General features: G+C 70.3%; 27 protein-coding genes. 11 read left to right on the plus strand and 16 right to left on the minus strand.

The features are described from left to right. Nucleotides 1–81 precede the first annotated feature (81 nt). Nucleotides 82–510 carry a glucose-6-phosphate dehydrogenase gene (locus AC3RX0_RS14395; protein WP_491506679.1) on the plus strand — a complete coding sequence of 143 codons (429 nt, stop codon included), beginning with the start codon at nt 82–84 and terminating at the stop codon, nt 508–510. Between the two features lie 13 nt (nt 511–523). On the opposite strand, the gene AC3RX0_RS14400 is transcribed toward AC3RX0_RS14395, so the two are convergent. Then, nucleotides 524–1,306 (minus strand): LLM class F420-dependent oxidoreductase, encoded by a 783-nt coding sequence (locus AC3RX0_RS14400; RefSeq protein ID WP_491506680.1) that lies wholly within the window; start codon nt 1,304–1,306, stop codon nt 524–526. Nucleotides 1,307–1,472: 166 nt separating this feature from the next. Here AC3RX0_RS14400 and AC3RX0_RS14405 point away from each other — a divergent pair, with 166 nt between their 5' ends. After that, nucleotides 1,473–2,450, plus strand: coding sequence for an o-succinylbenzoate synthase (locus AC3RX0_RS14405; RefSeq protein WP_491506681.1), 978 nt, complete (start codon nt 1,473–1,475; stop codon nt 2,448–2,450). 4 nt (nt 2,451–2,454) lie between these two features. Here AC3RX0_RS14405 and AC3RX0_RS14410 read toward each other — a convergent pair whose 3' ends face one another. Both AC3RX0_RS14410 and AC3RX0_RS14415 read right to left on the minus strand, forming a co-directional pair. Then, nucleotides 2,455–2,604, minus strand: a complete 150-nt coding sequence (locus AC3RX0_RS14410; RefSeq protein WP_491506682.1) for a hypothetical protein — start codon at nt 2,602–2,604, stop codon at nt 2,455–2,457. An 18-nt stretch (nt 2,605–2,622) separates the two neighbouring features. After that, complete coding sequence (locus AC3RX0_RS14415) at nt 2,623–3,276, minus strand: TetR/AcrR family transcriptional regulator (RefSeq protein WP_491506683.1); 654 nt, start codon at nt 3,274–3,276, stop codon at nt 2,623–2,625. 134 nt (nt 3,277–3,410) lie between these two features. Between AC3RX0_RS14415 and AC3RX0_RS14420 the strand changes: the two genes are divergently transcribed. The 3 genes from AC3RX0_RS14420 to AC3RX0_RS14430 all read left to right on the plus strand — a co-directional run bounded on the left by AC3RX0_RS14420 (nt 3,411) and on the right by AC3RX0_RS14430 (nt 9,037). Beyond that, nucleotides 3,411–6,317, plus strand: a complete 2,907-nt coding sequence (locus AC3RX0_RS14420) for an MMPL family transporter (protein WP_491506684.1) — start codon at nt 3,411–3,413, stop codon at nt 6,315–6,317. After that, nucleotides 6,314–8,470: a YhgE/Pip family protein gene (locus AC3RX0_RS14425; RefSeq protein WP_491506685.1), complete on the plus strand. Its 2,157-nt coding sequence runs from the start codon at nt 6,314–6,316 to the stop codon at nt 8,468–8,470. The genes AC3RX0_RS14420 and AC3RX0_RS14425 overlap by 4 nt, the downstream gene beginning before the upstream one ends. A 330-nt stretch (nt 8,471–8,800) precedes the next feature. Next, complete coding sequence (locus tag AC3RX0_RS14430; protein WP_491506686.1) at nt 8,801–9,037, plus strand: hypothetical protein; 237 nt, start codon at nt 8,801–8,803, stop codon at nt 9,035–9,037. Nucleotides 9,038–9,232: 195 nt separating this feature from the next. Here the strand turns inward: AC3RX0_RS14430 and AC3RX0_RS14435 are convergent, their stop codons facing one another. Next, complete coding sequence (locus tag AC3RX0_RS14435; protein WP_491506687.1) at nt 9,233–9,508, minus strand: DUF2277 domain-containing protein; 276 nt, start codon at nt 9,506–9,508, stop codon at nt 9,233–9,235. 141 nt (nt 9,509–9,649) lie between these two features. On the opposite strand from AC3RX0_RS14435, the gene AC3RX0_RS14440 reads away from it, so the two are divergent. Both AC3RX0_RS14440 and AC3RX0_RS14445 read left to right on the plus strand, forming a co-directional pair. Beyond that, a complete protein-coding gene (locus AC3RX0_RS14440) occupies nt 9,650–10,804 on the plus strand; it encodes a DUF4232 domain-containing protein (RefSeq protein WP_491506688.1) in 1,155 nt (384 codons plus the stop codon). A gap of 50 nt (nt 10,805–10,854) precedes the next feature. Further along, complete coding sequence (locus AC3RX0_RS14445) at nt 10,855–11,241, plus strand: hypothetical protein (protein ID WP_491506689.1); 387 nt, start codon at nt 10,855–10,857, stop codon at nt 11,239–11,241. Between the two features lie 122 nt (nt 11,242–11,363). Here the strand turns inward: AC3RX0_RS14445 and ccsB are convergent, their stop codons facing one another. From ccsB to AC3RX0_RS14470, 5 genes are read right to left on the minus strand one after another with little or no spacing between them, the layout of a single operon-like run. Further along, nucleotides 11,364–12,407, minus strand: a complete 1,044-nt coding sequence (ccsB, locus tag AC3RX0_RS14450; RefSeq protein WP_491506690.1) for a c-type cytochrome biogenesis protein CcsB — start codon at nt 12,405–12,407, stop codon at nt 11,364–11,366. Nucleotides 12,408–12,412: 5 nt separating this feature from the next. After that, on the minus strand, nt 12,413–14,179 hold the full coding sequence (gene resB, locus AC3RX0_RS14455) for a cytochrome c biogenesis protein ResB (RefSeq protein WP_491506691.1): 1,767 nt from the start codon (nt 14,177–14,179) through the stop codon (nt 12,413–12,415). 4 nt (nt 14,180–14,183) lie between these two features. Continuing rightward, complete coding sequence (locus AC3RX0_RS14460) at nt 14,184–14,978, minus strand: cytochrome c biogenesis CcdA family protein (RefSeq protein ID WP_491506870.1); 795 nt, start codon at nt 14,976–14,978, stop codon at nt 14,184–14,186. Between the two features lie 23 nt (nt 14,979–15,001). Then, nucleotides 15,002–15,616, minus strand: coding sequence for a TlpA family protein disulfide reductase (locus AC3RX0_RS14465; RefSeq protein ID WP_491506692.1), 615 nt, complete (start codon nt 15,614–15,616; stop codon nt 15,002–15,004). Beyond that, on the minus strand, nt 15,616–16,245 hold the full coding sequence (locus AC3RX0_RS14470) for a histidine phosphatase family protein (protein ID WP_491506693.1): 630 nt from the start codon (nt 16,243–16,245) through the stop codon (nt 15,616–15,618). The genes AC3RX0_RS14465 and AC3RX0_RS14470 overlap by 1 nt, the downstream gene beginning before the upstream one ends. 128 nt (nt 16,246–16,373) lie before the next feature. Here AC3RX0_RS14470 and aspS point away from each other — a divergent pair, with 128 nt between their 5' ends. Together aspS and AC3RX0_RS14480 are read left to right on the plus strand one after the other, a co-directional pair. Next, entirely contained in the window at nt 16,374–17,714 is a 1,341-nt protein-coding gene (gene aspS, locus AC3RX0_RS14475) for an aspartate--tRNA(Asn) ligase (RefSeq protein WP_491506694.1), read from the plus strand. A 110-nt stretch (nt 17,715–17,824) separates the two neighbouring features. Beyond that, entirely contained in the window at nt 17,825–18,007 is a 183-nt protein-coding gene (locus AC3RX0_RS14480; protein ID WP_491506695.1) for a YegP family protein, read from the plus strand. Between the two features lie 3 nt (nt 18,008–18,010). On the opposite strand, the gene AC3RX0_RS14485 is transcribed toward AC3RX0_RS14480, so the two are convergent. The 7 genes from AC3RX0_RS14485 to AC3RX0_RS14515 all read right to left on the minus strand — a co-directional run bounded on the left by AC3RX0_RS14485 (nt 18,011) and on the right by AC3RX0_RS14515 (nt 21,153). Continuing rightward, nucleotides 18,011–18,304 carry a Dabb family protein gene (locus tag AC3RX0_RS14485; protein WP_491506696.1) on the minus strand — a complete coding sequence of 98 codons (294 nt, stop codon included), beginning with the start codon at nt 18,302–18,304 and terminating at the stop codon, nt 18,011–18,013. Further along, the gene (locus AC3RX0_RS14490; protein ID WP_491506697.1) at nt 18,304–18,588 is read right to left on the minus strand and encodes a glutaredoxin family protein; all 285 of its coding nucleotides are present in this window, start codon (nt 18,586–18,588) and stop codon (nt 18,304–18,306) included. Before AC3RX0_RS14490 ends, AC3RX0_RS14485 begins: the two co-directional genes overlap by 1 nt. 65 nt (nt 18,589–18,653) lie before the next feature. Beyond that, nucleotides 18,654–18,947: a rhodanese-like domain-containing protein gene (locus AC3RX0_RS14495; protein ID WP_491506698.1), complete on the minus strand. Its 294-nt coding sequence runs from the start codon at nt 18,945–18,947 to the stop codon at nt 18,654–18,656. Between the two features lie 76 nt (nt 18,948–19,023). After that, on the minus strand, nt 19,024–19,122 hold the full coding sequence (locus AC3RX0_RS14500) for a 30S ribosomal protein bS22 (RefSeq protein WP_003792170.1): 99 nt from the start codon (nt 19,120–19,122) through the stop codon (nt 19,024–19,026). Between the two features lie 84 nt (nt 19,123–19,206). Next, on the minus strand, nt 19,207–19,398 hold the full coding sequence (locus AC3RX0_RS14505) for a helix-turn-helix domain-containing protein (protein WP_491506699.1): 192 nt from the start codon (nt 19,396–19,398) through the stop codon (nt 19,207–19,209). 158 nt (nt 19,399–19,556) lie between these two features. After that, nucleotides 19,557–20,729, minus strand: coding sequence for a glycosyltransferase family 4 protein (locus AC3RX0_RS14510; protein WP_491506700.1), 1,173 nt, complete (start codon nt 20,727–20,729; stop codon nt 19,557–19,559). Between the two features lie 25 nt (nt 20,730–20,754). Next, a complete protein-coding gene (locus AC3RX0_RS14515) occupies nt 20,755–21,153 on the minus strand; it encodes an ArsR/SmtB family transcription factor (protein WP_491506701.1) in 399 nt (132 codons plus the stop codon). A 100-nt stretch (nt 21,154–21,253) separates the two neighbouring features. Between AC3RX0_RS14515 and AC3RX0_RS14520 the strand changes: the two genes are divergently transcribed. Together AC3RX0_RS14520 and AC3RX0_RS14525 are read left to right on the plus strand one after the other, a co-directional pair. Beyond that, on the plus strand, nt 21,254–22,651 hold the full coding sequence (locus AC3RX0_RS14520; RefSeq protein WP_491506871.1) for a TrkH family potassium uptake protein: 1,398 nt from the start codon (nt 21,254–21,256) through the stop codon (nt 22,649–22,651). Continuing rightward, entirely contained in the window at nt 22,644–23,315 is a 672-nt protein-coding gene (locus tag AC3RX0_RS14525; protein WP_491506702.1) for a potassium channel family protein, read from the plus strand. The genes AC3RX0_RS14520 and AC3RX0_RS14525 overlap by 8 nt, the downstream gene beginning before the upstream one ends. Nucleotides 23,316–23,358 lie beyond the last annotated feature (43 nt).

A 23,358-nucleotide genomic window follows, 5' to 3' on the forward strand; every position in this document is an offset into this window, starting at 1 on the left:
TCGCCCGCCCGGATGCCGTGCCCCGCCGTGCGACACTGGAAGACGGGCATCCGCGCTGCGCGGGAGCCCGGGAAGGCCCGCATGAAGATCACGAGAACGTCCGACTGGCGCGAGGCACTCCCCTTCGAGACCCCGATCATCGCCGACACCGTCATGCCCGGCGAGCCCGCGCGCTGCGTGACGTGCGGCATCGCGTCCGACCCGCTGCCGCGCACCGAGCTGTGGGCGGTCAAGCACCGGCATCCGCACGACCCGGCCGGAAGCGTCCGGCTGTACTGCGCCGCGCACACGCCGCGCGTCGCCGCTCCCCCGCCGGTCGCAAGCCCGTCGCGCACGGCCGGGGCGACCCGGCCCGCCGCCGCACGCGCTCCGCGTCCCAAGTCCGAGCGCGCACCGCGCGCGACTGCGCGGCCCAAACCCGTCGAGAAGCCGGCGCTGGTGTGTCCGGACTGCTTCATGGAGGTGCCGCCCAGCGGCATCTGCGGGATGTGCGGCCAGCGCGTCGGCTGACGCGTATGCAGACTCAGCCGTTGCGGGCGTCGCGCCACGCGAGCCAGCGCGAGACGGTGTCATAGTCGAAATCAGGGCCGTCCAGCGCGAGCGTGAACAGCCGAACGCCCGCGTCATAGAGGGCCGCGGCATCCTGCTCGTCGCGCCGGTGCAGCTCGTTCGAGACCACGAGGCCCCCGGTGCTGCGCTGTTCGACCTCGGCCCAGCGCTCGATCACGTCGAGCTTGTGCGCCAGGCCCTCGGCGGGCACGAAGCTGTGCCAGATGTCGGCGTGGCGGGCGACCAGGCGCAGCGTCTTCTGCTCGCCCTTGCCGCCGATCATCACCGGGATGCGGCGCGTGGGCGCCGGGTTCAGCTTCGCCCAGCGCGCCTCGATGCGCCGCAGACCCTCGGCGAGCGCGTTCAGGCGCGTGCCGGGCGTTCCGAACTCGTAGCCGTACTCGTCATAGTCGCGCTCGAACCACCCGGCGCCGGTGCCGAAGATGAACCGGCCGCCCGAGATGTGGTCGAGCGTGCGCGCCATGTCGGCCTGCAGGTCGGGGTTGCGGTACCCGTTGCAGTTGACGAGCGTGCCGAACTCGACATGCTCGGTCTGCTCGGCCCACGCCCCGAGCATCGTCCAGGCCTCGAAGTGCTCGCCCTCGGGGTCGCCGTACAGCGGAAAGAAGTGGTCCCAGTTGAAGAGGATGTCGACCCCGGCGTCTTCGAGGCGCCGCACGGCGCCGCGCAGGTCGGAGTACTGGACATGTTCGGGGCGCAGCTGCACGCCGAGCCGCACGGGGGTGTCGAGGAGCATCGTCTCAGCCTAGGGCCGGCTCACAGGGTTCGGAGGATCGCACCGACTTCGGAGCCGTTCGGCGGATGTCATCCGTCGTTCGTACGATCATCCGAAGTCTGTGAGCCGCGCGACGGAGCGTGACGCGGACGCGGCGGGTGGCGCGGGCCAAGATGGAAGGGTGAGGATGCCTGAACTCGAGGACCTGCTCGCGCACGCACGAGTCGTGGCCCTGCCGATGGCCACGCGGTTCCGCGGGGTGACCGTCCGCGAGGCGATGCTGCTGCGTGGCCCGGAGGGCTGGACGGAGTTCTCGCCGTTCGTCGAGTACGACGACGCCGAGGCCTCGGCCTGGCTGGCCGCCGCGATCGACTTCGGCTGGAACGAGCAGCCGGTTCCCGTGCGCACCGAGGTCCCGGTCAACGCGACCGTGCCGGCAGTGCCCGCCGCCGCCGTGCCCGCTGTTCTCGCCCGCTTCGACGGATGCCGCACGGCCAAGGTCAAGGTCGCCGAGGCCGGCCAGACGCCGGCCGACGACGTCGCGCGGGTCCGCGCCGTGCGGGCGGCCATGGGCCCGGAGGGCCGCGTGCGCATCGACGCCAACGGCGGCTGGAATGTCGACGAGGCCGAACGTGCGATCCACGCGCTCGCCGACCTCGACCTCGAGTATGTCGAGCAGCCGTGCGGAACGATCGACGAGCTCGCCGAGCTGCGTCGCCGCATCGTGCGGTGGGACATCCCGATCGCCGCCGATGAGAGCGTGCGCAAGGCGGCCGACCCGCTCGCGGTCGCCCGCGCGGGCGCCGCCGATCTCGTGATCGTCAAGGCCCAGCCGCTCGGCGGCGTGCGCCGGGCCCTCGAGATCGTGGCCGAGGCGGGCCTGCCCGCCGTCGTCTCCAGCGCGCTGGACACGTCGGTCGGGCTCTCGATGGGCACCGCGCTGGCCGCCGCGCTCCCCACCCTGGACTACGACTGCGGCCTGGGCACGGCATCCCTGTTAACGCAGGATGTCGCGGCCCCGCCGCTGCGCCCCGTCGGCGGGGTGCTGCCGGTCGGCCGTGTGACGCCGGATGCCGAGCTGCTCGACACGGTCGCGGCGAGCCCCGATCGGGCGGCGTGGTGGACGGCCCGCCTCACCCGCTGCCACGCCCTGCTCGTCGGTTGACCGCTCAGACCGGATCGCTGCCGCCGGAGCGCGGCGAGTCGTCCGCGGCGTCGCGGATGCCCGCGGCGACCGCCTTGCGGATCACCCAGTACAGCACGTAGAGGCACGCCCCGGCCACGACGATCGTGAACACGCCTGCGGTCAACGGATCCATGACCTCAGTCTGGCGTATTCAGGGGGTGTCGGCGGGATCGCAGTCGGTGAAGCCCTCGACCACGGCGGCGGCGAAGGCCTGCGTGCGGCGGCTGATCATGTCGCGGGTCGCAGCGTCGTCCAGGCCCTCGATGACCGCCCCGACCGACGTCGCCTCCCACAGCTCGAGCATCGTCTGAGCGAACGCGAGCGCCGGCATCCGCAGCCGCAGCCTGTAGCTCGACACGAGGTCGTCGACGAGCGCCGCCACCCGCGTCGTCATCCCGGCGCCCCATTCGCGATACGCCGCGGCCATGCGCTCGTCCCGCATCGCGCGGATGCGGATCTCGCTCATCAACAGCACGCCCTGCCGGGTGTCCATCGACGAGTCGACCAGACCCTGCACCACCTCGGCCGGGGTCGCGCGGTCGGCGTCCCCTTCGGTGATCGACTTGACCCGCTCGGTGATTGCCGTGAGCTTGCGATCCGACACGGTCTTCATCAGCTCGAGGAACAGCTCGTCCTTCGACTCGAAGTTGGAGTAGAAGGCGCCGCGCGTGAACCCGGCGCGCTCGCACACGGCCTCGACGGATGCCGCGTCCAGCCCGACGTCCGCGAACACGTCGAAGGCGGCATCCAGCAGCCGCGCACGCGTGTTCTCGCGGCTTCGGGGTCCCTGCACGGCGTCGGTCACAGCATCCCTCGCAATTCTCGGCCCCCGCCCAGTTCGGGTCGGGGTGATGGGATTACGATACACGAACGTATCCGATACACTCCTGTATTGGATACAGCGACGTATCGAAACTGCCACCTCGATCCGGAGGACACGTGTCCACACTTCTCGCAGCGCTGGGGCGCTGGTCGTACCGCCACCCGTGGCGGGTGCTCGTGGCCTGGCTGCTGCTGCTCGGCATGGCCGGCGGCGGTGTCGCCCTGTTCGCCCAGGGCACCGACAACACGTTCTCGATCCCCGGCACCGAGTCGCAGGCCGGGCTCGAGCAGCTGAGCCGCACGTTCCCGCAGGTGTCGGGCACGAGCGCGCAGGTGATCGTGGTCGCCCCCGAGGGGCAGAAGGTGGATGCCGCGGCCACGGTCGCCGACATCCACGCATCGATCGACCGGATCTCGAAACTGCCGGGCGTGCTCGCCGTCAGCGATCCGTTCTCGAAGCAGATCACGGGACTCGTCTCGGATGACAGATCCGCCGCGATCATCCAGATGCAGTTCAAGGGGCAGGTCACCGACGTCAAGGCCAGCACCAAGGCCGACCTCGAGCACGTGACCGACGCGCTGCGAGCCGAGCTGCCCGCCGGCTCGCAGGTCGCCCTCGGCGGCGACCTGTTCTCGACGTCGCTGCCGACGATCTCGATCGTCGAGGCCGTGGGCCTGGTGATCGCCCTGCTGGTGCTCATCGTCACGTTCCGGTCGTTCCTGGTGGCCGGGATGCCGCTGCTGACCGCGCTGCTCGGGGTCGGGCTGTCGATGGCCCTGATCTTCGTGGCGACGGCGTTCGCGACGATCTCGGCGACGACGCCGCTGCTGGCCCTCATGCTGGGGCTGGCAGTCGGCATCGACTACGCCCTGTTCATCATCTCGCGACATCAGGACCAGATCCGAAGCGGCATCGAGCCCGAGGAGTCGGCCGCACGCGCGACCGGCACGGCGGGTTCGGCCGTCGTGTTCGCCGGCGTCACCGTGCTCATCGCGCTGGTGGGGCTCGGCTTCGCGAACATCCCGTTCCTGACCACGATGGGCATCGCCGCCGCCGTCGCCGTCGCGATCGCCGTGGCCGTCGCGCTCACGCTGACCCCCGCGTTCCTCGGCTTCGCCAAGGGCCGCGTCGTCGGCTGGAAGCGTCGCGCGCGCCGGTCGACCCCCTCGGTCGTTGAGCGAGGGAGCGAAGCGACCGGGTCGAAACGCGCCGAGTCGGACGCCGCCGACGTTTCGACTCGCTCCGCTCGCTCAACGCACGAAGGGCGGAAGGGCCTCGCCGCTCGCTGGGTCGGCCTCGTGACGAGGCATCCCGTCGTCACGACCGTGGCCGTCTTCGCCGCCCTCGGCGCCCTCGCCATCCCCGCCTCGAGCCTGGCCCTCGCCCTGCCGAACGCCGGCATGCTGCCGAAGGACTCGCAGGCCCGCCAGTCGTACGACCTGATCAGCGAGCACTTCGGGCCCGGCTTCAACGGTCCCCTGATCATGACCGGCACGATCGTTGAGAGCAACGATCCGCTGAACCTCATGCACGAGATCGGCGACGACATCGCGAAGCTGCCCGGGGTGAAGACCGTGGCCCTCGCCACCCCGAACGCGACGGCCGACACCGGGATCGTGCAGATCATCCCGACCACGGCACCCGATGACCCGAAGACGGCCGACCTCGTGCGCGAGCTGCGCGCGCAGCACGACCACATCCTCGACACGTACGGCGTCGACATGAAGGTCACCGGCTTCACCGCCGTCGCGATCGACATCTCCGATCGGCTGGGGGCGGCGCTCGTTCCGTTCGCGATCTTCGTGGTCGGCCTGTCGCTCGTGCTGCTGACGATCGTGTTCCGCTCGATCTGGGTGCCGCTGAAGGCGACCGCCGGGTACCTGCTGTCGGTGGCCGCGGCGTTCGGCGTCGTGTCGCTCGTGTTCATCCACGGGTTCGGCGCCGACCTGCTGCACGTGACCAAGGTCGGCCCGATCATCAGCTTCATGCCGATCGTGCTGATGGGCGTGCTGTTCGGCCTGGCGATGGACTACGAGGTGTTCCTGGTCTCGCGCATGCGGGAGGACTACGTGCACGGCCGCAGGCGAGGCGATGGGCGCGGCGACCGGCGGGTCGCGGTCGACGCCGTCCGCAGCGGCTACACCGCGTCGGCCCGCGTGGTCACCGCCGCCGCCGTCATCATGTTCGCGGTGTTCGCCGCGTTCGTGCCCGAGGGCGACACCAACCTCAAGCCGATCGCGCTGGGCCTTGCCACCGGCATCGCGATCGACGCGTTCCTCGTGCGCATGACGCTGGTGCCGGCGGTCATGGCGCTGCTGGGCGCGAAGGCCTGGTGGATGCCGCGGTGGCTCGAGCGCGTGCTCCCCCACTTCGACATCGAGGGCGAGGCCGTCGAGCGCGAGATCTCGCTCGCGCACTGGCCCGAGCCGCACACGACCGCGGCCGCCGTGGCCGAAGGCCTCGAGCTCTCGGACCCCGACGGCACGATCCTGTACCGCGGCGTGAGCCTGCGGGTCGACCCGGGCGGCACGCTCGTGCTCGACGGCGGCGACCGCCGCTCGGCGCGCGCGGTGGCCCTGACGCTCGCCGGCCGGGTCGCGCCCACCGGCGGCCGGCTCAAGGTCAACGGGCACCTGCTGCCCGAGCGCGCGGTCTGGGTGCGCGCGCACGTGGGCGTCGCACTGCTCTCGGGCACCGCCGACGCCGCCGCCGAGGTGCGCCGTGCGCTGCGCCGTCGCACGAAGATCCTCGTGATCGACGGGGTGGATGCCGCGACCGCCCCGGGTGTGCGTGACCAGGTGTCCGCAGCCCTGCGGGACGCGGCATCCCTCACCCCCACCCTGACGGTGATCGCGACCGCGACCGACCCGCGCGCCGCCCGCGCGCTGCTGGCCGACGCCGGTCGCTCAGACGTCGCCGTGCTCGATGTCGCACCAGCGGTGCGTCGCAGCGTCTCTCCAGGCCCTGCCGTTCCGAGCCCCGCCCTTCCGACACCCGAATCGAGCCCCGAGGTGACCGCATGAACCTGCACATCGAACGCTCCCGCTCGCACCGGCCGATCACATGGGTGACCCTCGTCGGCGTGCTGCTGCTGCCGGTGCTGATCGGCGGCATCCTCGTCGCGGCCCTGTACAACCCGACCGAGCGCCTGGACGCGATGAACGCCGCGATCGTCAACAACGACAAGGCCGTGACGGTGAACGATCAGCTCGTGCCGCTCGGCCGGCAGCTGACCGCGGGCCTGGTCAAGGGCACAGGCGACGCGAACAGCAATCTCACCTGGACGATCTCGAACACGAAGGACGCGTCGAGCGGCCTCGCCGACGGCACGTATCAGGCCGTCATCACGATTCCCGAGGGATTCTCGGCCGCCGCGGTCTCGAGCGGGCAGGAGCTGGCGGGTTCCGGCGACGCCGCGCGACAGGCGACGATCCACGTCGAGACCGCCCCCGGCGCCCGCGTGATCGACGACGCGATCACCGCTCAGCTCGCGCAGACCGCAACGAGCGTCATGGGCCGGCAGCTGTCGAGCACCACGATGCAGAACGTGTTCGTCAGCTTCACGACCCTCGGCGATCAGCTCGGCAAGGCTGCCGACGGCGCCACGACGTGGGCGGGCGGCGCGCGCAGCGCCGCGAACGGGGCACGCAGCCTCGCCGACGGCACGCAGCGGCTCGCCGAGGGCGCGACGAAGCTCAGCTCGGGCGCGACGCAGCTGGCGTCGGGCGCCGACGGCATCGCGGGCGGGGTATCGAAGCTCTCGGACGGCGCTTCGCAGTGGGCCCGCGGTGCCCGCTCGGCCGCCGACGGTGTGCAGACGTGGGCCGGCGGGGCCTCTTCGCTGGCGACGAACACGCGTCAGCTGTCGGGCAATCTCGCGCAGATCGCCGACGGACTGGCGCAGGCGCCCCAGATTCCCCAGCAGGTCGTCGACACCACGCACCAGCTGGCCGCGAACAGCGACCAGATCAAGGTGAAGGTGTCGGACACCGTGGCACAGCTCGACGCGCTCGTGGCCGAGTGCCAGGCCCAGGGCGGATCGGCCCAGCTGTGCGGTGCGCTGCAGCAGGTGACGGCGACCGCGCACCAGGCGCTGCCCCGGGTGAACGACGTGATCGACCAGTCCGGCGCGATCGCGGCCGGCGTCGACGGACTCGGCCAGTTGCCGCAGGTCGCAGCGGGCCTCTCGAAGATCTCGGGCGGCATGACGCAGGTGGCCGGCGGCATGGACGGCCTGGCGTCAGGGGCGAAGGATGCCTCGGCCGGCGTCTCGAAGCTCGCGTCGGGCGCCGACGGGCTCGCCTCTGGTGCGTGGCAGGCTTCTTCGGGTGCGTCGCAGTGGGCATCGGGCACGCAGACGTGGGCGGCCGGCACGCAGACGTGGGCCGCCGGCGCCGGCAAGAGCGCCGACGGCGCTCGCGGCCTGGCCGGGGGCGTCGACAAGCTCGCCGGGGGCGCGGACTCGATCGCCGCCGGACTGCACAGGGCGCAGGCCTCGCTGCCGTCGTTCACCGATCAGCAGGCGAAGAGCCTGGCGTCGGTCGTGGCCGACCCTGTGACCGCGAAGGGCGTGGGAGATTCGATGTTCGGGGCGTCGGCGATCCCGCTGCTGGCGATGCTCGCGTTGTGGTTCGGCGGGCTCGGGTCGTTCGTCGCCTTACAGGCCGTGTCGCGTCGTGCCCTGACGTCGCGTCGCGCCTCGGCGGTGCTGGCGCTGCGGAACCTGACGCCCGCAGCCGCGATCGGCGCAGCCCAGGGACTGCTGGTGGCGGGCGTCGTACAGCTCGCGGCGTCGTACGACGGGGGAACCTGGTCGATCTTCGCCGCCGTGTGCGTCGTGGCCGGAATCGCGTTCGCCGCCGTGAACCAGGCGCTGGTCGCGGTGTTCCGCGGGGCCGGCCGCTGGATCGCTGCGCTGATCGGGGTGGTCGCGGTCGCGACCGGCGTGGTCTCGACCGTGCCGGGCGTGCTCGTGGCGATCGCGAGCGTGCTGCCGACCGCGCCCGGGCTGTCTGCGGGCCTTGCCGCTCTGAACGGAACCGCAGGCGTCGGCGCCGGCATCGCGGGGCTGCTGATCTGGGGCGTGGTGTCGTTCGGCGCGACGGTCATCGTCGTGATGCGCCGCCGCACGACCAGTGTGAAGGCCCTCGTGCAGGAGCTGCCCCTGGCCGCCTGACGGCCCCATTCAGATCGTCGGCGAGGTTCGAGTCGGCGCGTCTTACGGTCTGGGCCGCCCGCGAACCGTAAATCATGCCGACTGAATGATCCCGCCGAAACGTGAGTCGTCGCGTTTTGCGGTCTCAACCATGCGGGAGCCGCCATGTGCGACGACCGAAATCTCACCGCAACGTTTCGGTCGTCGCAGTTGGTGGGTCCGCCGCGGTTGGGGCCGCCATGTGCGACGACTCATGCGACCTGTGCCGGGAGGGCACGCGCCGCTCACCTTCGCGCGCGCTGACCCCTCCTGCTGCGAATCCCGCAACGACGCGCCTGGTACGGTCAACCCATGGTCCCCGAGCAGCGCTCGACCTCACGACGAAGAGGCCTGGTGATGGTCGGCGCGCTCATGGTCGCGGTCGGTCTCATGGTCGCATTCGGGTTCGGCGTCGGCACGTGCGCGGACGGCCCGACGGCAAGCACGTGCACGTCCGGTCTGATGCCGCAGGCGGTCGTGATCGGCCTCATCGTGGTTGCGGCCGGCGCATTCGTCGCGTACCGCGGCGTGACGCGACACAGGCGCTGAGCACTCCACGTCAATCGTCACTTCTGACCGATTCATCCTGGACAGCGCAGCAACAGGTGACGGCGGAGAGATGGACTCGCAGTTTCAGTCGTCACGACTTACCGGTCAGACCACGTGAGAGTGGTAAAGGGTGACGACGGAATCCAGGGCGCCGACCCATGACGGCCTCGCACCGGGACGCCGGGACGACCCGGCTCAGGCGGCGTAGCGCCCTGAGGCGATCGCGCGGGCGCGCTTCTTCTCGGCTTCTTCTTCGCGGTTCTTCGGCGGCGTCGTCGCTACGAGATGATCGAGCAGGTGCTGGGTCGCGTGCGCGATCTCGGCGACAGCGTGCTCGAACGACTCTTGGTTGGCCTTTGACGGCTTGGTCGTCCCGGCGATCTTGCGCACGTACTGCAGAGCCGCGGCCTGGACCTCGTCGGACGTCGCCGCCGGCTCGAAGTTGTGGAGGGTGTGGATGCTTCGGCACATGCCGCACACGCTACGCCGACCAGCATCCACCTTCCAGTGGCTCGGCGGCCGCTCCTGCCGGCTTCGCGGAATCACGACGGATAGAGTCGGGATGCCGCGACCCGCGCCCGAGGGTCGGCACACGATTCCCAGAGGAGCGCCATGCCACGCAGACTGATCGCCGGAGGCGCCCTGGCCGTGCTGTGGCTGGTGTCCGGATGGCTCCCCTACGGCCTGACGGCGATCGGCGGCCCGGCCGCGACGCTGGCGCGGCTCGTGCCGTCGCCGATGCGCGGCGGCTTCTTCGGAGCGCCGCTCGGCTGGGCGATCACGCTGCACGTGACGGCGATGCTGCTGATCGTCGTCGGGTACGCCGCGATCGCGTCGTGGTTCGCGCGGAACGGCCGGGTGTCGTTCGCCGCCGGATGGCTCGCCGCCGTCCTGACCGGATTCGCGGTCGGCGCCGTGCTGGATCTCGGGAACGTCGTCGTGTGGCTCGCTCGCATGGGCGTCGCCGGCGCCCTGGGTATGACCGGAGCAGCCGCACTCACGGTGTTCTGGGCGCTCGTGGCCGGCTGGATCCCCGCGCTGATCGTCCGAGTGCGGCCTGGCGTGGCCGACGATGCCGCCATGTTCGCCGAGCCGGCAGCCACCGCCGCCTCGCACACCGCCGTGATCGTGGTCAGCGTCATCGCCGTGGCGGCCGCGGTCGCGCTGCCGCTCACTGACCAGGGCGCGCACGCGGCGACGCAGGCGCAGCTGCGGCAGGAGCAGGTGACGTCGCAGGCCGAGGCATCCATCAATGCCGATCCCGGCGGCGCGGCGCCGCGGGATCCGAACGCCGTCGGCGACCCGGTTCCGACCGTCGCGACCTCGGGCACTCCCGTACCGGCCGATGCGTGCACGTCGGAGAACTCGACGCTCTTGGCGCCGGGGTCGGATGCCGCGACCGGGCACCGGCTGCAGACCCTGCAGCTGGTGAATGACACCGACAGGCCGTGCACGGTGTCGGGCTACCCCGACGTCGCCTTCGGCGACCAGAACGATCACCTGCTGCCGGTGACCGTCAAGCATGGGACCTCGTTCATGGCCACCGATCCCGGCCCCACGACGATCACTGTCGAGCCCGGCGCGTCGGTGCACGCCGGGATCGGATGGGATGCGAATGCCACGCACGGCGAACTCGCCGCTCGGACGCTCTGGGCGGCCGCCCAGCCGGGTGACACACATGTGTCGTGGCCCGTCGTACTCGACATCATCCCGGGCACCACCGTGCACGTGACGGCCTGGGAGTCGCGGGCGCCCGCCGCCGGCTGAGCGACACGGCTTCGGGCCCGCCGCACCGGGAGCGGCTCTACGCTGAGACCATGGGCACGGTGGACCTCGGCGCGGTGGCCGCGCACGCACGCGAGTACGGCTTCGCGTATCTGATCACGATCAACAGGCATCAGCGCGTGCACACGTCGGTCGTGCATCCCGAATTCGCTGGCGGTGCGGTGACGATCCCGGGTGCGAGTGACCGCGCACAAGCCAATGCCGGGGCGCATCCCGAGGTCAGCGTGGTGTGGCCGCCGGCGGATGCCACGGGCTACTCGCTGATCCTCGACGGCATCGCGACCGTCGACGGGCATGACGAGGCATCCGGCGCCCCGCTGCGCATCACCCCCAGCCGCGCCATCCTCCACCGGCCGGCGACCGATCCCAGCGCTCCCGGCGCGGCCGACGGCTGCGTTCAGGACTGCGTCGAGCTGTAGTCACGGGAACCTGATCTGCGACGCGAGACCCCACATACTTGCCGGGACCCGTGACCGAATGAAGGGTCTCAGCGGAAAAGTGGGGTCTCGCGCTTGCGCAACAGCGGGTGACCGGCCGACCGTCAGTTGGTCAGGCCGCTGTAGGCGTGCAGGCCCTTGAAGAACACGTTGACGATCGCGAAGTTGAAGAGCACCGCGGTGAAGCCGATGATCGACAGCCAGGCGGACCGGGTGCCGCGCCAGCCGCGGGTCGCGCGGGCGTGGATGTAGCCGGCGTAGAGCACCCAGATGACGAAGGTCCAGACTTCCTTGGTGTCGAAGCCCCAGAACCGGCCCCAGGCGTCGTTGGCCCAGATGGACCCGGCGATGAGGGTGAACGTCCAGAAGATGAACCCGACGATCGCGAAGCGGTAGGCCAGCGACTCGAGCGCCTCCGAACTCGGCAGCGTCTTCAGGAACCCCCACACCCGCACGGGCTTGTCGCCCGACAGGATCGCCTTGTGCTCGCGGTGGGTCTGCATGAGCTGCAGCACCGAGAGTCCGAATGTGAGCGCGAAGAACGCCGTCGCCAACGACGCCACGAAGACGTGGATGACGAGCCACGGCGACTTCAGCGGGTCGGACAGGGGCGCGACCACGACGTAGAACGCGATGATCGACCCGCCCAGCAGCAGCACGACCAGGCCCGTGACCAGCGCGCCGAGGAACCGCAGATCGTAGCGGAACAGCACCGCCAGGTACACCGCGACCACGAGCATCGTGCCGGTGAGGGCGAACTCGTACATGTTGGCCCACGGAACACGGCCGGCCGCCATGCCGCGGGTGACGTCGGCGCCCACGTGGAAGAGGAATCCGAGCCAGACCAGCGAGGTGCCGATGCGGGCGAACAGCGGGCGCACGCGCTCGGCCGGCGCGATGGCCAGCGGCGAGCGCGACGAGTCGATCGAGCGGTTGACGGCCCCGGCCGGGCGTTTGGTCGCGCTCGAGGCCCCTGCCGAAGCCGCTGCCCCCACGAGCTGACGTTCTCGGTCGGCTGCGGCATCCTTCGCATCCAGCACCTGGGCCGAACGACGTGCGAGGTCGATCGTGTAGGCGACGAAGGCCAGGGCGTAGATCGCCACGGCCGTCCAGACGAGCAGCACGGAGATCTGATCGAGCGAGGGCATGGCGTTCAGTCTACGCTCGGGTTCCGCGGCGCCGGCCCGTTGGTCTCGGCATCCGGGCGACGGTCGGCTGCTGCATCCAACCCCGCGTCGTAGGCCTCACCGTGCCGGCGTGCGAGCGCCTCGACCGCGCCCTGCAGCGTCGGGTCCTCGCCGCGGGCGAGGCCGGCGTATTCGAGCGTGAGCACCGAGCCCTTCGGGGTCGCCTTCACCCACATGCGCCGGCGCGGCACGAACAGAGCCAGCATGAGGCTCACGAGGGCCAGCGCGGCGAAGCCGAGCACCCAGGGGCCCGACACGTCGCGGTGGATCGACAGCGACACGAAGCGCTTGACCGACTGCGACGTGTCGGTCGCGCCCAGCGGCGAGGCGTCGTCGAACGTGATCGTGCCCAGGCCGTTCGGCAGCTCCCGGGTCTGCCCGGGCGCCAGCTCGATCGACTTGACGCCGGTCTTGCCGCCGGTCAGCTGCGTCATGCCCGACGTGTCGAGCGCGTACACCGACTTGGGCACGCCGTTGTCGATCCCGAGGTCGCCCTCGTACACGTTCATCGTGAGCAGCGGGCTCAACAGCGCCGGATAGACCGACGTGAACGCCCCGCTCTTGTTCTGCAGCTGCGTCGGGTAGAAGAACGCGACCATGCCGAGCTGCTGCTTGAGCCCGTCGGGCACCTTGATGATGCCGAGCGACGTGAGGTTGTTGTCCTGCGGCAGGAACGGGATGCTGTCGTGGAACACGACATCGCCGGCGGGGTTGCGCACCGTGACGGTGGGCGCGTAGCCGTTGCCCATCAGGTAGACCCGCTCGCCCGCGATCGAGAGCGGATGGTTCACGCGGATCTCATCGTCGGCGCCTTTCTGCCCAGGCATCGTCGTGGTCATGTGTGCGACGAAATCGCCCGCCTCGCCTCCGTTCGGCCCGCCGAACGGCTGGTAGGTGACGTCGAACTTGTCCAGGCGCATCGTGTACGGCGTCAGATTGTCGGGGTCGACGAAGCGGCCGGGGTTGAACGACGAGTAGTCGGTGCCCACGGAGTTGACGAACGTCGTGCCCTGCACGATCACGCGCTGCCCGGTGTAGGTGAACCCGCCGCCGACGCCCACGGCGATCAGCACGCCCAACAGCGCGATGTGGAACAGCAGGTTGCCGGTCTCGCGCAGGTAGCCGCGTTCGGCCGAGACCGAGAATGAGCCGCGGGAGTCGTAGCGGTGCACGCGGTAGCCGCCCGCTTTGAGCTGCGCGGCGGCGATGTCGATGGCGCGGGATGCCTCGGCCTCGGCGTGTGCGGCGGGGTCGGCGTCGCCGGGGGCGAGCTCGACGAGCGTCTCGTGGTGGTCGGCGAGGCGGTTCAGCCGCGCGGGAGTGCGCGGCGGGCGCGCCCGCAGCGCCTTGAGGTGGTGCTTGACGCGCGGGATGACGCAGCCGATGAGCGAGATGAACAGCAGGATGTAGATCGCCGAGAACCACGCCGACGTATAGACGTCGAACAGCTGCAGCTTGTCGAGCACCGGGGCCAGGCCCGGATTGTCCTGGAAGTACTGCGTCACGCCGTTCGGGTCGGCCGAGCGCTGCGGCACGATCGAGCCGGGCACGGCGGCGATCGCGAGCAGCAGCAGCAGCACGAGCGCCGTGCGCATGCTGGTCAGTTGGCGCCAGCCCCAGCGCACCCAGCCGAAGAAGCCGAGCTTGGGCGAGGCGACGTCGTCGCGGTCGCCGCCGTCGTCGTTGCCGATGTAGTCCCTGGGCCGCAGCGGGTCGGCTCCGGCATCCGTCATCGATTCAGAGCGCGGGCGTGACACCGGCGATCACTCCTTGCAGCTGTGACATGAGAACTCCCCACACCCCGGTGACCATGAGCACGCCGAGGACGATGAGCACCGCGCCGCCGATGAGGTTGACGATGCGGATGTGGCGACGCAGGAACGCCACCGAGCGGGTCGCCCAGCCGAAGCCGAGCGCGATGAGCAGGAACGGGATGCCGAGACCCAGCGAATACGCGAAGCCCAGGACCGCTCCGCGCGAGGCCGACGCGGAGTCGAGCGACATGTTCAGGATCACGGCCAGGGTCGGGCCGATGCAGGGCGCCCAGCCGACTCCGAGCGCCAGGCCCAGCAGCGGCGCGCCGACCAGCCCCAGGTTGCCGCGCACCTGCAGCTTCAACGTGCGCTGCGCGAACCCGAACATCCCGATGAACACGAGCCCCAGCAGGATGATCACCACGCCCATGATCCGGGTGATGACGTCTTTGTACTGCAGGAAGAACAGGCCGACCGACCCGCTGAACACGTTCACGGCCATGAACACGGCGGTGAACCCGGCGATGAACAGCAGCACGCCGCCCACGAGCCGCCCGCGGGCAGGGGCCCCATCAGAGGTCTCTGCGCGCGCGAAGCGAGACGGGACGGCGGCTGATTCGGATGCCGGTGCCGCCACGGGAATGGATGCCGCAGCGCGCGGCCGCGGAGCCACCGCTCCCCCGATGAACCCGAGGTAGCCCGGCACGAGCGGCAGCACGCACGGTGAGAGGAATGAGACGAGCCCGGCCAGGACCGCGATCGGGATCGCGATCCACAGGGCGCCGCCCGCGACCAGCTGGATCACGACGTCTCGCCCAGAGCGGTCTTGATCAGCGAGCTCAGGATCGATGCGTCGGGGATCGCGCCGACGATGCGCGCGGTGGGTCGGCCCTGCTTGTCGAGGATCACCGTCGACGGGGTCGCGCTCAGCGGCACCACGTCGGCGAAGGCCGCCGTGACCGACTTGGTGTCGACGTCCATGATGCTCGGGTAGGTGATGCCGAACTCCTTCGCGAAACTCTGGGCGGTGCCGGCCTGGTCGTACGTGTTCACGCCGAGGAACGCGACATCCTGCCCCGCGAACTGCGTGGCGGTCTTCTCGAGCACCGGCGCCTCCTGCCGGCACGGCGCGCACGCGGCCCACCAGAAGTTCACCACCGTGACCTTGCCGGCGTACGTCTTGTTCGACACGTCCGAGCCGTCGTCGAGCGTGCCCGAATACGCGATCGCGGGCGGCTGTTCGCCCGGCTTGTACTCGTGCACCGCGAAGTCGGCCGCGATATAGCCCTTGCCGTCGCCGTCGCGGTACTGCTGGGCGAGGTCATCGCTCGCCCCGCTGCAGGCGGTGAGACCCGCCACCAGGAACAGCGCTGCGGCGATGGATGCCACGCCCCGGGCTTTCTTCGAGATGCGCATCACACGGCTCCCACATCGACTGCGCCCGCGGCGGTGGCGGGCTCGGCGTATCCGACCTCCACCCACGAGTCCCCCGTGCGCTCGAAGCTCGTCACGCTCGACAGCGCGCAACGGCGCTTGCGCGGGTCGTGTCGGGCGGCGAGCCCCGCGACGTGCAGATGGGTGACCCAGATGGGCAGCTGGTGCGAGACGATGACGACGTCTCCGGACGGTGTGCGGGTCCAGGCATCCGTCATCGCGGCGTCCATGCGCGCGATGACCTGGGCGTACGGCTCGCCCCAGCTGGGCAGATCGGGGTGACGCAGATGGCGCCAGTTCAGCGGGTTGAGCAGTGCGCGCCGCATTCGCCTGCCCTCGAAGACATTGGTCGGCTCGATGACGCGCTCGTCGATCACGGGCGCGATGCCGAACAGCTCGGTGAACGGCTCGGCCGACTCCTGCGCGCGCTGCAGGGGCGAGCTCACGAGCGCCCCGACCGGACGACGCAGGTCGTGCACGTAGTGGGCCGCCTGGCGTGCCATCGTGCGTCCGGAGGCGCTGAGCCGGTAATTCGGGAGTCGCCCGTAGAGCACGCGACGGGGGTTGTGGACCTCCCCGTGGCGCACCAGATGCAGGCGATCGGCGGGCACCGGTCCAGTCTACGTGCGCCACGGTTCAGAGGCCGCTGAGAGCCCGCCCCTCCCGCGCCCCACCGGCGAGGGACGTCTCGCGGAGGGGGAAACGGGGGCGGGCGAGGGGGACCGTAGACTTGGTCCTCGTGACCGAACGCATCCTCGTCAACCAGCTCGCCGCCCGTGTAGACGGCCCCGTGTCCGTATCGGGATGGGTCGAGACCGTCCGCGATCAGAAGAAGGTGCAGTTCGTCATCCTGCGCGACGAGACCGGCGCTGTGCAGCTGGTCAACCCCGCGACGCGTCCGTCCGAGGACGGCACGGAACAGGATGCCGCGGCCCTCGCGCTCACCGACGCCATCTCGAACCTCGCCCACGGCACGTTCCTGACCGTGACCGGAGAGCTCAAGCACGACGAGCGGGTCAAGCTCGGCGGCATCGAGATCAAGATCGGCGCGGTGGACGTGGCCGCCGCCGCGCTGCCCGAGACGCCGATCGCGGCCGACTCGAGCATGGACAAGCGGATGGACTGGCGCTTCCTCGACCTGCGCCAGCGCCGCAACAACCTGATCTTCCGGGTGTCGACGACGCTCGAGCACGCGATGCGCCAGTACTGGGTCGACCGCGACTACGTCGAGATCCACACGCCGAAGCTCATGTCGAGCCCGTCGGAGTCGAACGCCGAGCTGTTCAGCCTCGAGTACTTCGAGGATAAGACGGCCTACCTCGCGCAGAGCCCGCAGCACTACAAGCAGATGGCGCAGGCCGCCGGGTTCGGCAAGGTGTTCGAGATCGGCGACGTCTTCCGCGCAGACCCGAGCTTCACCAGCCGCCATGCGACCGAGTTCACGAGCGTGGACGCCGAGATCAGCTGGATCGACTCGCACGAGGATGTCGCGACCATGCAGGAGGAGCTGCTGGCCGCCGCGATCCAGGCGGTGAAAGACAAGCACGGCGACGAGATCAAGGAGCTGTTCGACGTCGACGTCGTCGTGCCCACGCTGCCGTTCCCGCGCATCCCGCTGGCCGAGGCGCACCGGATCGTCGAGGCGCGCGGCTACCGGATCCCCCGCACCGACGGCGACCTCGACCCCGAGGGCGAGCGCCAGATCTCGGCGCACGTGGCCGAGACATTCGGGCACGAGTTCGTGTTCATCACGGACTACCACCCCGAGATCCGGCCGTTCTATCACATGCTCGACGAGAGCACCGGACTCACCAGGAGCTACGACCTGCTGTTCAAGGGCGTGGAGATCACGACGGGCGCGCAGCGCGAGCACCGCATCGAGGTGCTCGAGCAGCAGGCGCTGGCCAAGGGCCTGAAGCTCGAGGGCCTGGGGCACTACCTCGACTTCTTCCGCTACGGCGTGCCGCCGCACGGCGGCTTCGGGATGGGCCTGGCCCGGCTGCTGATGCTGCTGCTGGGCGAGGCATCCATCCGCGAGGTGACTTTCCTGTTCCGCGGGCCCACCCGCCTGGCGCCCTGACGCGCGCCCCGACCCGGGAGGATTCCCTCTTCCACGACCCCTGTGGGGACCGCTAGCGTGAGCGATGGCGGCGACCATGGGGGTCGTCGCTTGAGCCGGGGGAGGCAGCAATGGCGGGCAAGTTCGAGCTGTGGACCGACAGGGGCGGCGACTGGCGCTTCAACTTGAAGGCGTCGAACGGCCAGGTGATCGCGGCCAGCCAGGGCTACTCGTCGAAAGCGAGCGCCTTGAACGGCATCGAGTCGGTGAAGACGAACGCCGCCGACGCGCCGATCATCGAGATCGAGAAGTAGCCGTCAGATCTCGAAGTCGACGGCGACACGATCCGAGCTGACGCCGCGCACGTAGGCGACGATCTTCTGATGCTCGGGATGCACGGCGTACGCCGTCAGTGCCGCGCGGTCGGCAACGTCGACGATCAGGGCGGCGTCCCAGTTGCCGTCCACGATGTTCGGGCCGGCGCTGAGCGCCTGGATCTCGGGCACGACGCCCACCAGGGCGGTCAGCCGGTCGGCGATCTCGCGCGCCTGCGCGGCGCGGACCACGGCGTCGGTGCTGGCCAGCTTCCACATCACGACGTGTCGCAGCATCAGCGTCGACCCGCCTTCGCGGGGGCCGCGGCATCCAGCAGCGCCTCGTGCAGGCGATCCGGCGCGACGCGCCAGTGCGCGTGCAGCCGGTCGTCGATGAGGACCACGGGGATCTTCTCCCACCACCGCGCATAGAGGTCGGCGTCGGTCGCGATGGACTTCTCGACCACCTCGATCCGCTCGGCGACGCCGGCGGGAAGCTCGGCGAGCACGTGGTCGACGACGCCGTGAGCGACGTCGCACAGATGGCAGTCGGGTTTGCCGATGAGGGTGATCGTGGTCACGCACTCATCTTACGGGGGGGGGTGGGACATGGGCTCTCCGGCCCGGTCGTCGACCGAGCGGCTGGTCAGCGCTCGACCTCGAACCCGCTGGCGATCCACTCCCCCGTGCCGCCCTCGACGTTCGTGGCGTCGTAGCCGCGCTGCTCGAGCGCCTGTGTCACGCGCGCCGAGCGACCGCCGGCCTGGCAGATCACGTGGAACGCGCCGTCGGGAAGCTCGTCGAGGTGGTCGCCGAGCGTCGACATCGGCAGGCTGATCGCGCCGGGCACATGCCCCGACGCGTACTCGTCGGACTCGCGGACGTCGACGAGCGGAACATCGGTCCGCTCGCGCAGCTCGTGGACGGTGATCGACTTCATGCGTCTCCTTCGGATGACATGAACGGATAACACGAAGCGCCCGTCCACCCGGACAGGCGCTTGGTGTACGTGCCGCCTACTTCTTGTTGCGGCGCTGGTGGCGAGTCTTGCGAAGCAGCTTGCGGTGCTTCTTCTTCGCCATGCGCTTGCGGCGCTTCTTGATGACAGAACCCACGGAAAACCTCACTATGTCGGGGTCTGGGCGCAGGGTCTCCCGCACCCGGGATCGGGCAAAAAACGAAAAATGCCTCGGATCAGTCTAGCCGACGTCGGCGATGGGCCGTTGCATCAGGTCCGCGACGGCGGACTCGGGCACGCGATAGCTGCGCCCGAAGCGCACGGCGGGCAGCTCACCGGCGTGCACGAGCCGATAGACCGTCATCTTCGACACGCGCATCAGCTCGGCGACCTCTGCGACCGTGAGAAATCGCACGTCGGGCAACTCGGCCATGTCTCTACCTCTCCCCAGCTCGGTCGATTCCTCCCAGATTGTTGAACACTCTATGGTGTCAGAGCGAGCTGTGTAAACCTCTGGGACAGCTGTGACGGATGCTGGGAGCCACGGATGCGGGTTCACCGTGTCTCCTCTTGCACGGTAACCCCGATCGATCAGCGCACGGCGATGTCGTCGATCACCGTCCGCAGTGCGGCGGCGTGCTCGGCGGGCTGCCGCCCCCGGGCGTATGCGAGCGCCGCGGACGAGGCATCCACCAGCGCCGCGCGGTCGTGCGCGAGCGCGATGAGCGTCTCGGCCAGACCCGCGGCATCCGGCTCCCGCGCCCCGAGCGCTGCGGCACCGAACTCGTCGGCCAGCACCGGGTCGGTCACGACCACCGGCCGCCCCCGCGTGAAGGCCTCGAGCGCGATCATCGGCTGGTTGTCGAAGCCGAGCGACGTGATGAGCACGGCGTCGGATGCGGCCACGAGCTCGGCCACCCGCGCGCCCGGCACGCGCCCGTGGAACGTGACATCGGTCTGCGGGCGATGCTCGCCGCCGGCGACGTGCAGGTGCACCGCGTCCGGCCCGATCCGCTCGGTGACCGTGCGGACCGCCTCGAGCGCGACGTCGAGGCGCTTCTCGGGCGCGAACCGTGCCGCCCACACCAGCGTGAGGGGTCCCGCGCTGCGCCCGGGCGCCGGCTGCAGCGTCTCGGAGACGTTGGAGAACTCGCGCGCCGAGGCCACGCCGGCATCGCGCAGGGCCTGCGCCTGGTGCTCGGACGGCGACAGCACCGCGTCCGCGCGCAGGGCGACCCGCAGCGTCATCCCCCGCAGCGCATTGTCGATCGGCGTGCGTCCGCGGTACCGCTCGCGGGAGGGGATGCCGGTCAGCCGGCGGTGGAACCACCGGACGCCCGGAGCGAACGGCGAGAGCACCGCCGGCGCGTGCCAGAAGAACGTGTGCACGGTGTGCAGCACCGGCACGCCCAGCTCGGCGCCGACGGCGAGCGCGACGGCGGCCAGCGTGAACTCGGAGTGGACGACGAGGGCCTCGACGCCGTGGCGGCGGGCCATCGCGGCCACGTCGGCCTGCAGCCGCGCGCGGTCGCCGAGGATCGGCAGGTCGAGCACCGGGAACGTCCGGCGGACGACGGGGGCCGCCACGAGGATGTTCTCGGTCCCGGCCAGCACGTCGGCGTCGGGCGCGACCACCACCACGGCCCAGCCTTGGGCGGCGAGACTGCGCGCCTGCCGCAGGAAGGCGGTCTGGGCGCCGCCCAGGTAGCGCAGCGAATAGTCGCAGAGCAGCATCACGGCCGGCGCGCGGCCGGCGGAGTTCACGGAGTTCACGATGCGCGGCGGCCGATCAGCGGCCGGGGAGCTTCTTCAGGGCGCTCTCCCACGCGTGCTTGGCCGACGCCGCCGCCCGCCCCACGACGTCGGCGGCGTGCGCGGCGGACTCGGGCAGGGCCACGGGTTCCATCGGGGCGGCATGGTCGAGGAACGGGACGATCCACTCGTCGACGATGTCCAACGGCCCGGTCTCGAGCCGGTAGAAGCGGTGCTGCCCCTCTTCGCGGGCCGTGACCAGGCCGGCCTCGCGCAGGACCTTGAGATGCTTCGACACCGTGGGCTGGCTGACACCCAGCTCGGCCACGATCTGCGACACGCTCGTGCCTTCGTGGCCCGCGGCGGATCGGTCCAGCAGCAGTCGCAGGATGTCACGACGGGTGCCATCCGCTATCACGTCGAAGATGTCCGCCATGCCCTTAGGTTAGCCGGGCGCCCGGCTGAGTACCATGACACAGATGTCGTCACATGCACCCGAGCCGCCGCGATCGTCTGCGTTCGCGGGCGCGTTGTGGATGATCGGCGACCGCGCGCGGGATCTCGGCCGCGCGGTCACCACGGCCTCTCCGGCGCGGTTCGCGGTGCTCGTCTTCCTGGCGCTGATCGCCCTGTTCACGACCCTGCTCTCGCTGCCGATCGCCACGGCCTCGGGCCGGGCGACGCACTTCGCCGACGCCCTGTTCACCGCGGTCTCGACGATCTGCGTGACCGGGCTGTCCACGGTCGACATGGGCACGCACTGGTCGCCGTTCGGGCTCACCGTCGTCTATGCGGGCGTCAACGTCGGCGCGATGGGCGTGCTCACGTTCGCGTCGATCCTGGGCCTGGTGATCTCCAAGCGGCTCGGGCTGCGGGCCAAGCTCATCGCCGCCAGCGACACGAACCCGCTGCGCGCCCACGGCGGCCCCGTGAACGAGGGGCAGACCGTGCGCCTGGGCGAGGTGGGATCGCTGCTGGCCACCGTCGCGATCTCGACCCTGATCATCGAGGCCGGCATCGCGGTGTTGATGTACCCGTCGCTGCTGCTGGGCGGCGTCTCGCCGCTGCGCGCCCTGTGGGAGGCGCCGTTCTACTCCGCCATGGCGTTCACCAACACGGGCTTCACCCCCAACCCCGGCGGGCTCGAGCCGTTCGCCCACGACTACTTCTTCCTCACCGTGATGATGCTCGCCGTCTTCCTCGGCTCGATCGGGTTCCCGGTCATCTACACGCTGTGGCGCCAGCGCTGGCACACGCGGCTGTGGTCGCTGCACGCCAAGCTCACGATCATCACGACCGTGCTGCTGTTCCTCGTCGGCGGCATCGTCTTCCTCGTGCTCGAGTTCGACAACCCGCACACGTTCGGCGACCGCGACGCGTGGGACACCGTGTTCCAGTCGTTCTTCCTGTCGGGCATGACCCGGTCCGGCGGTTTCTCGGTCGTCGACACGAGCCAACTGCACGGGTCGTCGCTGGTGGTCGGATCGATGCTGATGTTCGTAGGAGGCGGTTCTGCCTCCACCGCCGGCGGCATCAAGGTCACCACGCTCGCCGTGCTCGCCCTGGCGGTGTGGTCCGAGGCGAAGGGCCGCTCCTCGGTGCAGGCGTTCGGCCGGCGCATCCCCAGCGACGTGCAGCGCGTCGCCCTCGCCGTCGTCGCCTGGGGCGCGACGATCGTCGCGATCTCGACGGTGACGGTCGCACAGATCACGAAGGCTCCGGTGGGCGAGGTGCTCTTCGACGTCATCTCGGCGTTCGCGACCGTCGGGCTGTCCTCCGGCGTCACCGACGCCGCCCCGGACGCGGGCAAGTACGTGCTGGTGGCCACGATGATCATGGGCCGCATTGGTACAGTGACTCTCGCCGCGGCGGTCGCGGCGACCTCACGTTCGCAGCTGTACTCGCTGCCCGTCGAAAGGCCGATCGTTGGTTGAGCAGATCCGCACCGACGCGCCCGTCCTGGTGATCGGCCTGGGCCGGTTCGGCGCCGCGTGCGCGGGAGAGCTCGACCGGCTCGATCGCGACGTGCTGGCCATCGACGAGAACCTCGAACTCGTGCAGAAGTGGAGCGAGCGGGTCACCCACGCCGTCCAGGCCGATGCCCGCAACATCGACGCCCTGCGCCAGATCGGGGCGCAGGACTTCCAGGTCGCAGTGGTCGCCACCGGCTCGTCCATCGAGGCATCCGTCCTCATCACCGCGAACCTCGTCGACCTGAAGATCCCGCAGATCTGGGCCAAAGCGGTGTCGCAGGCCCACGGCAAGATCCTCGCCCGTGTGGGGGCCAACCACGTCGTCTACCCCGAGCGCGAGGCCGGCGAGCGCGTCGCGCACCTGGTCAGCGGCCGGATGCTCGACTTCATCCGGTTCGACGACGACTTCGTGCTCGCCAAGATGTATCCGCCGCGGTTCATCCGCGGCATCGGCCTGAACCAGTCCGGCGTGCGCACCAAGTTCAACGTCACCGTGGTCGGCGTCAAGAGCCCGGGCAGGCCGTTCCGCTACGCCGAGGCCGAGACCGTGGTGACCAACCACGACCTCATCATCGTGTCGGGCACGAACTCCGACATCGAGCGCTTCGCCTCGCTCGACCGCTGACGCTCGGCACGTGCCGCGACGAGTTCTGCGGGACTAGTGTGCG

It is taken from the genome of Microbacterium sp. W1-4-2, from assembly GCF_058349885.2.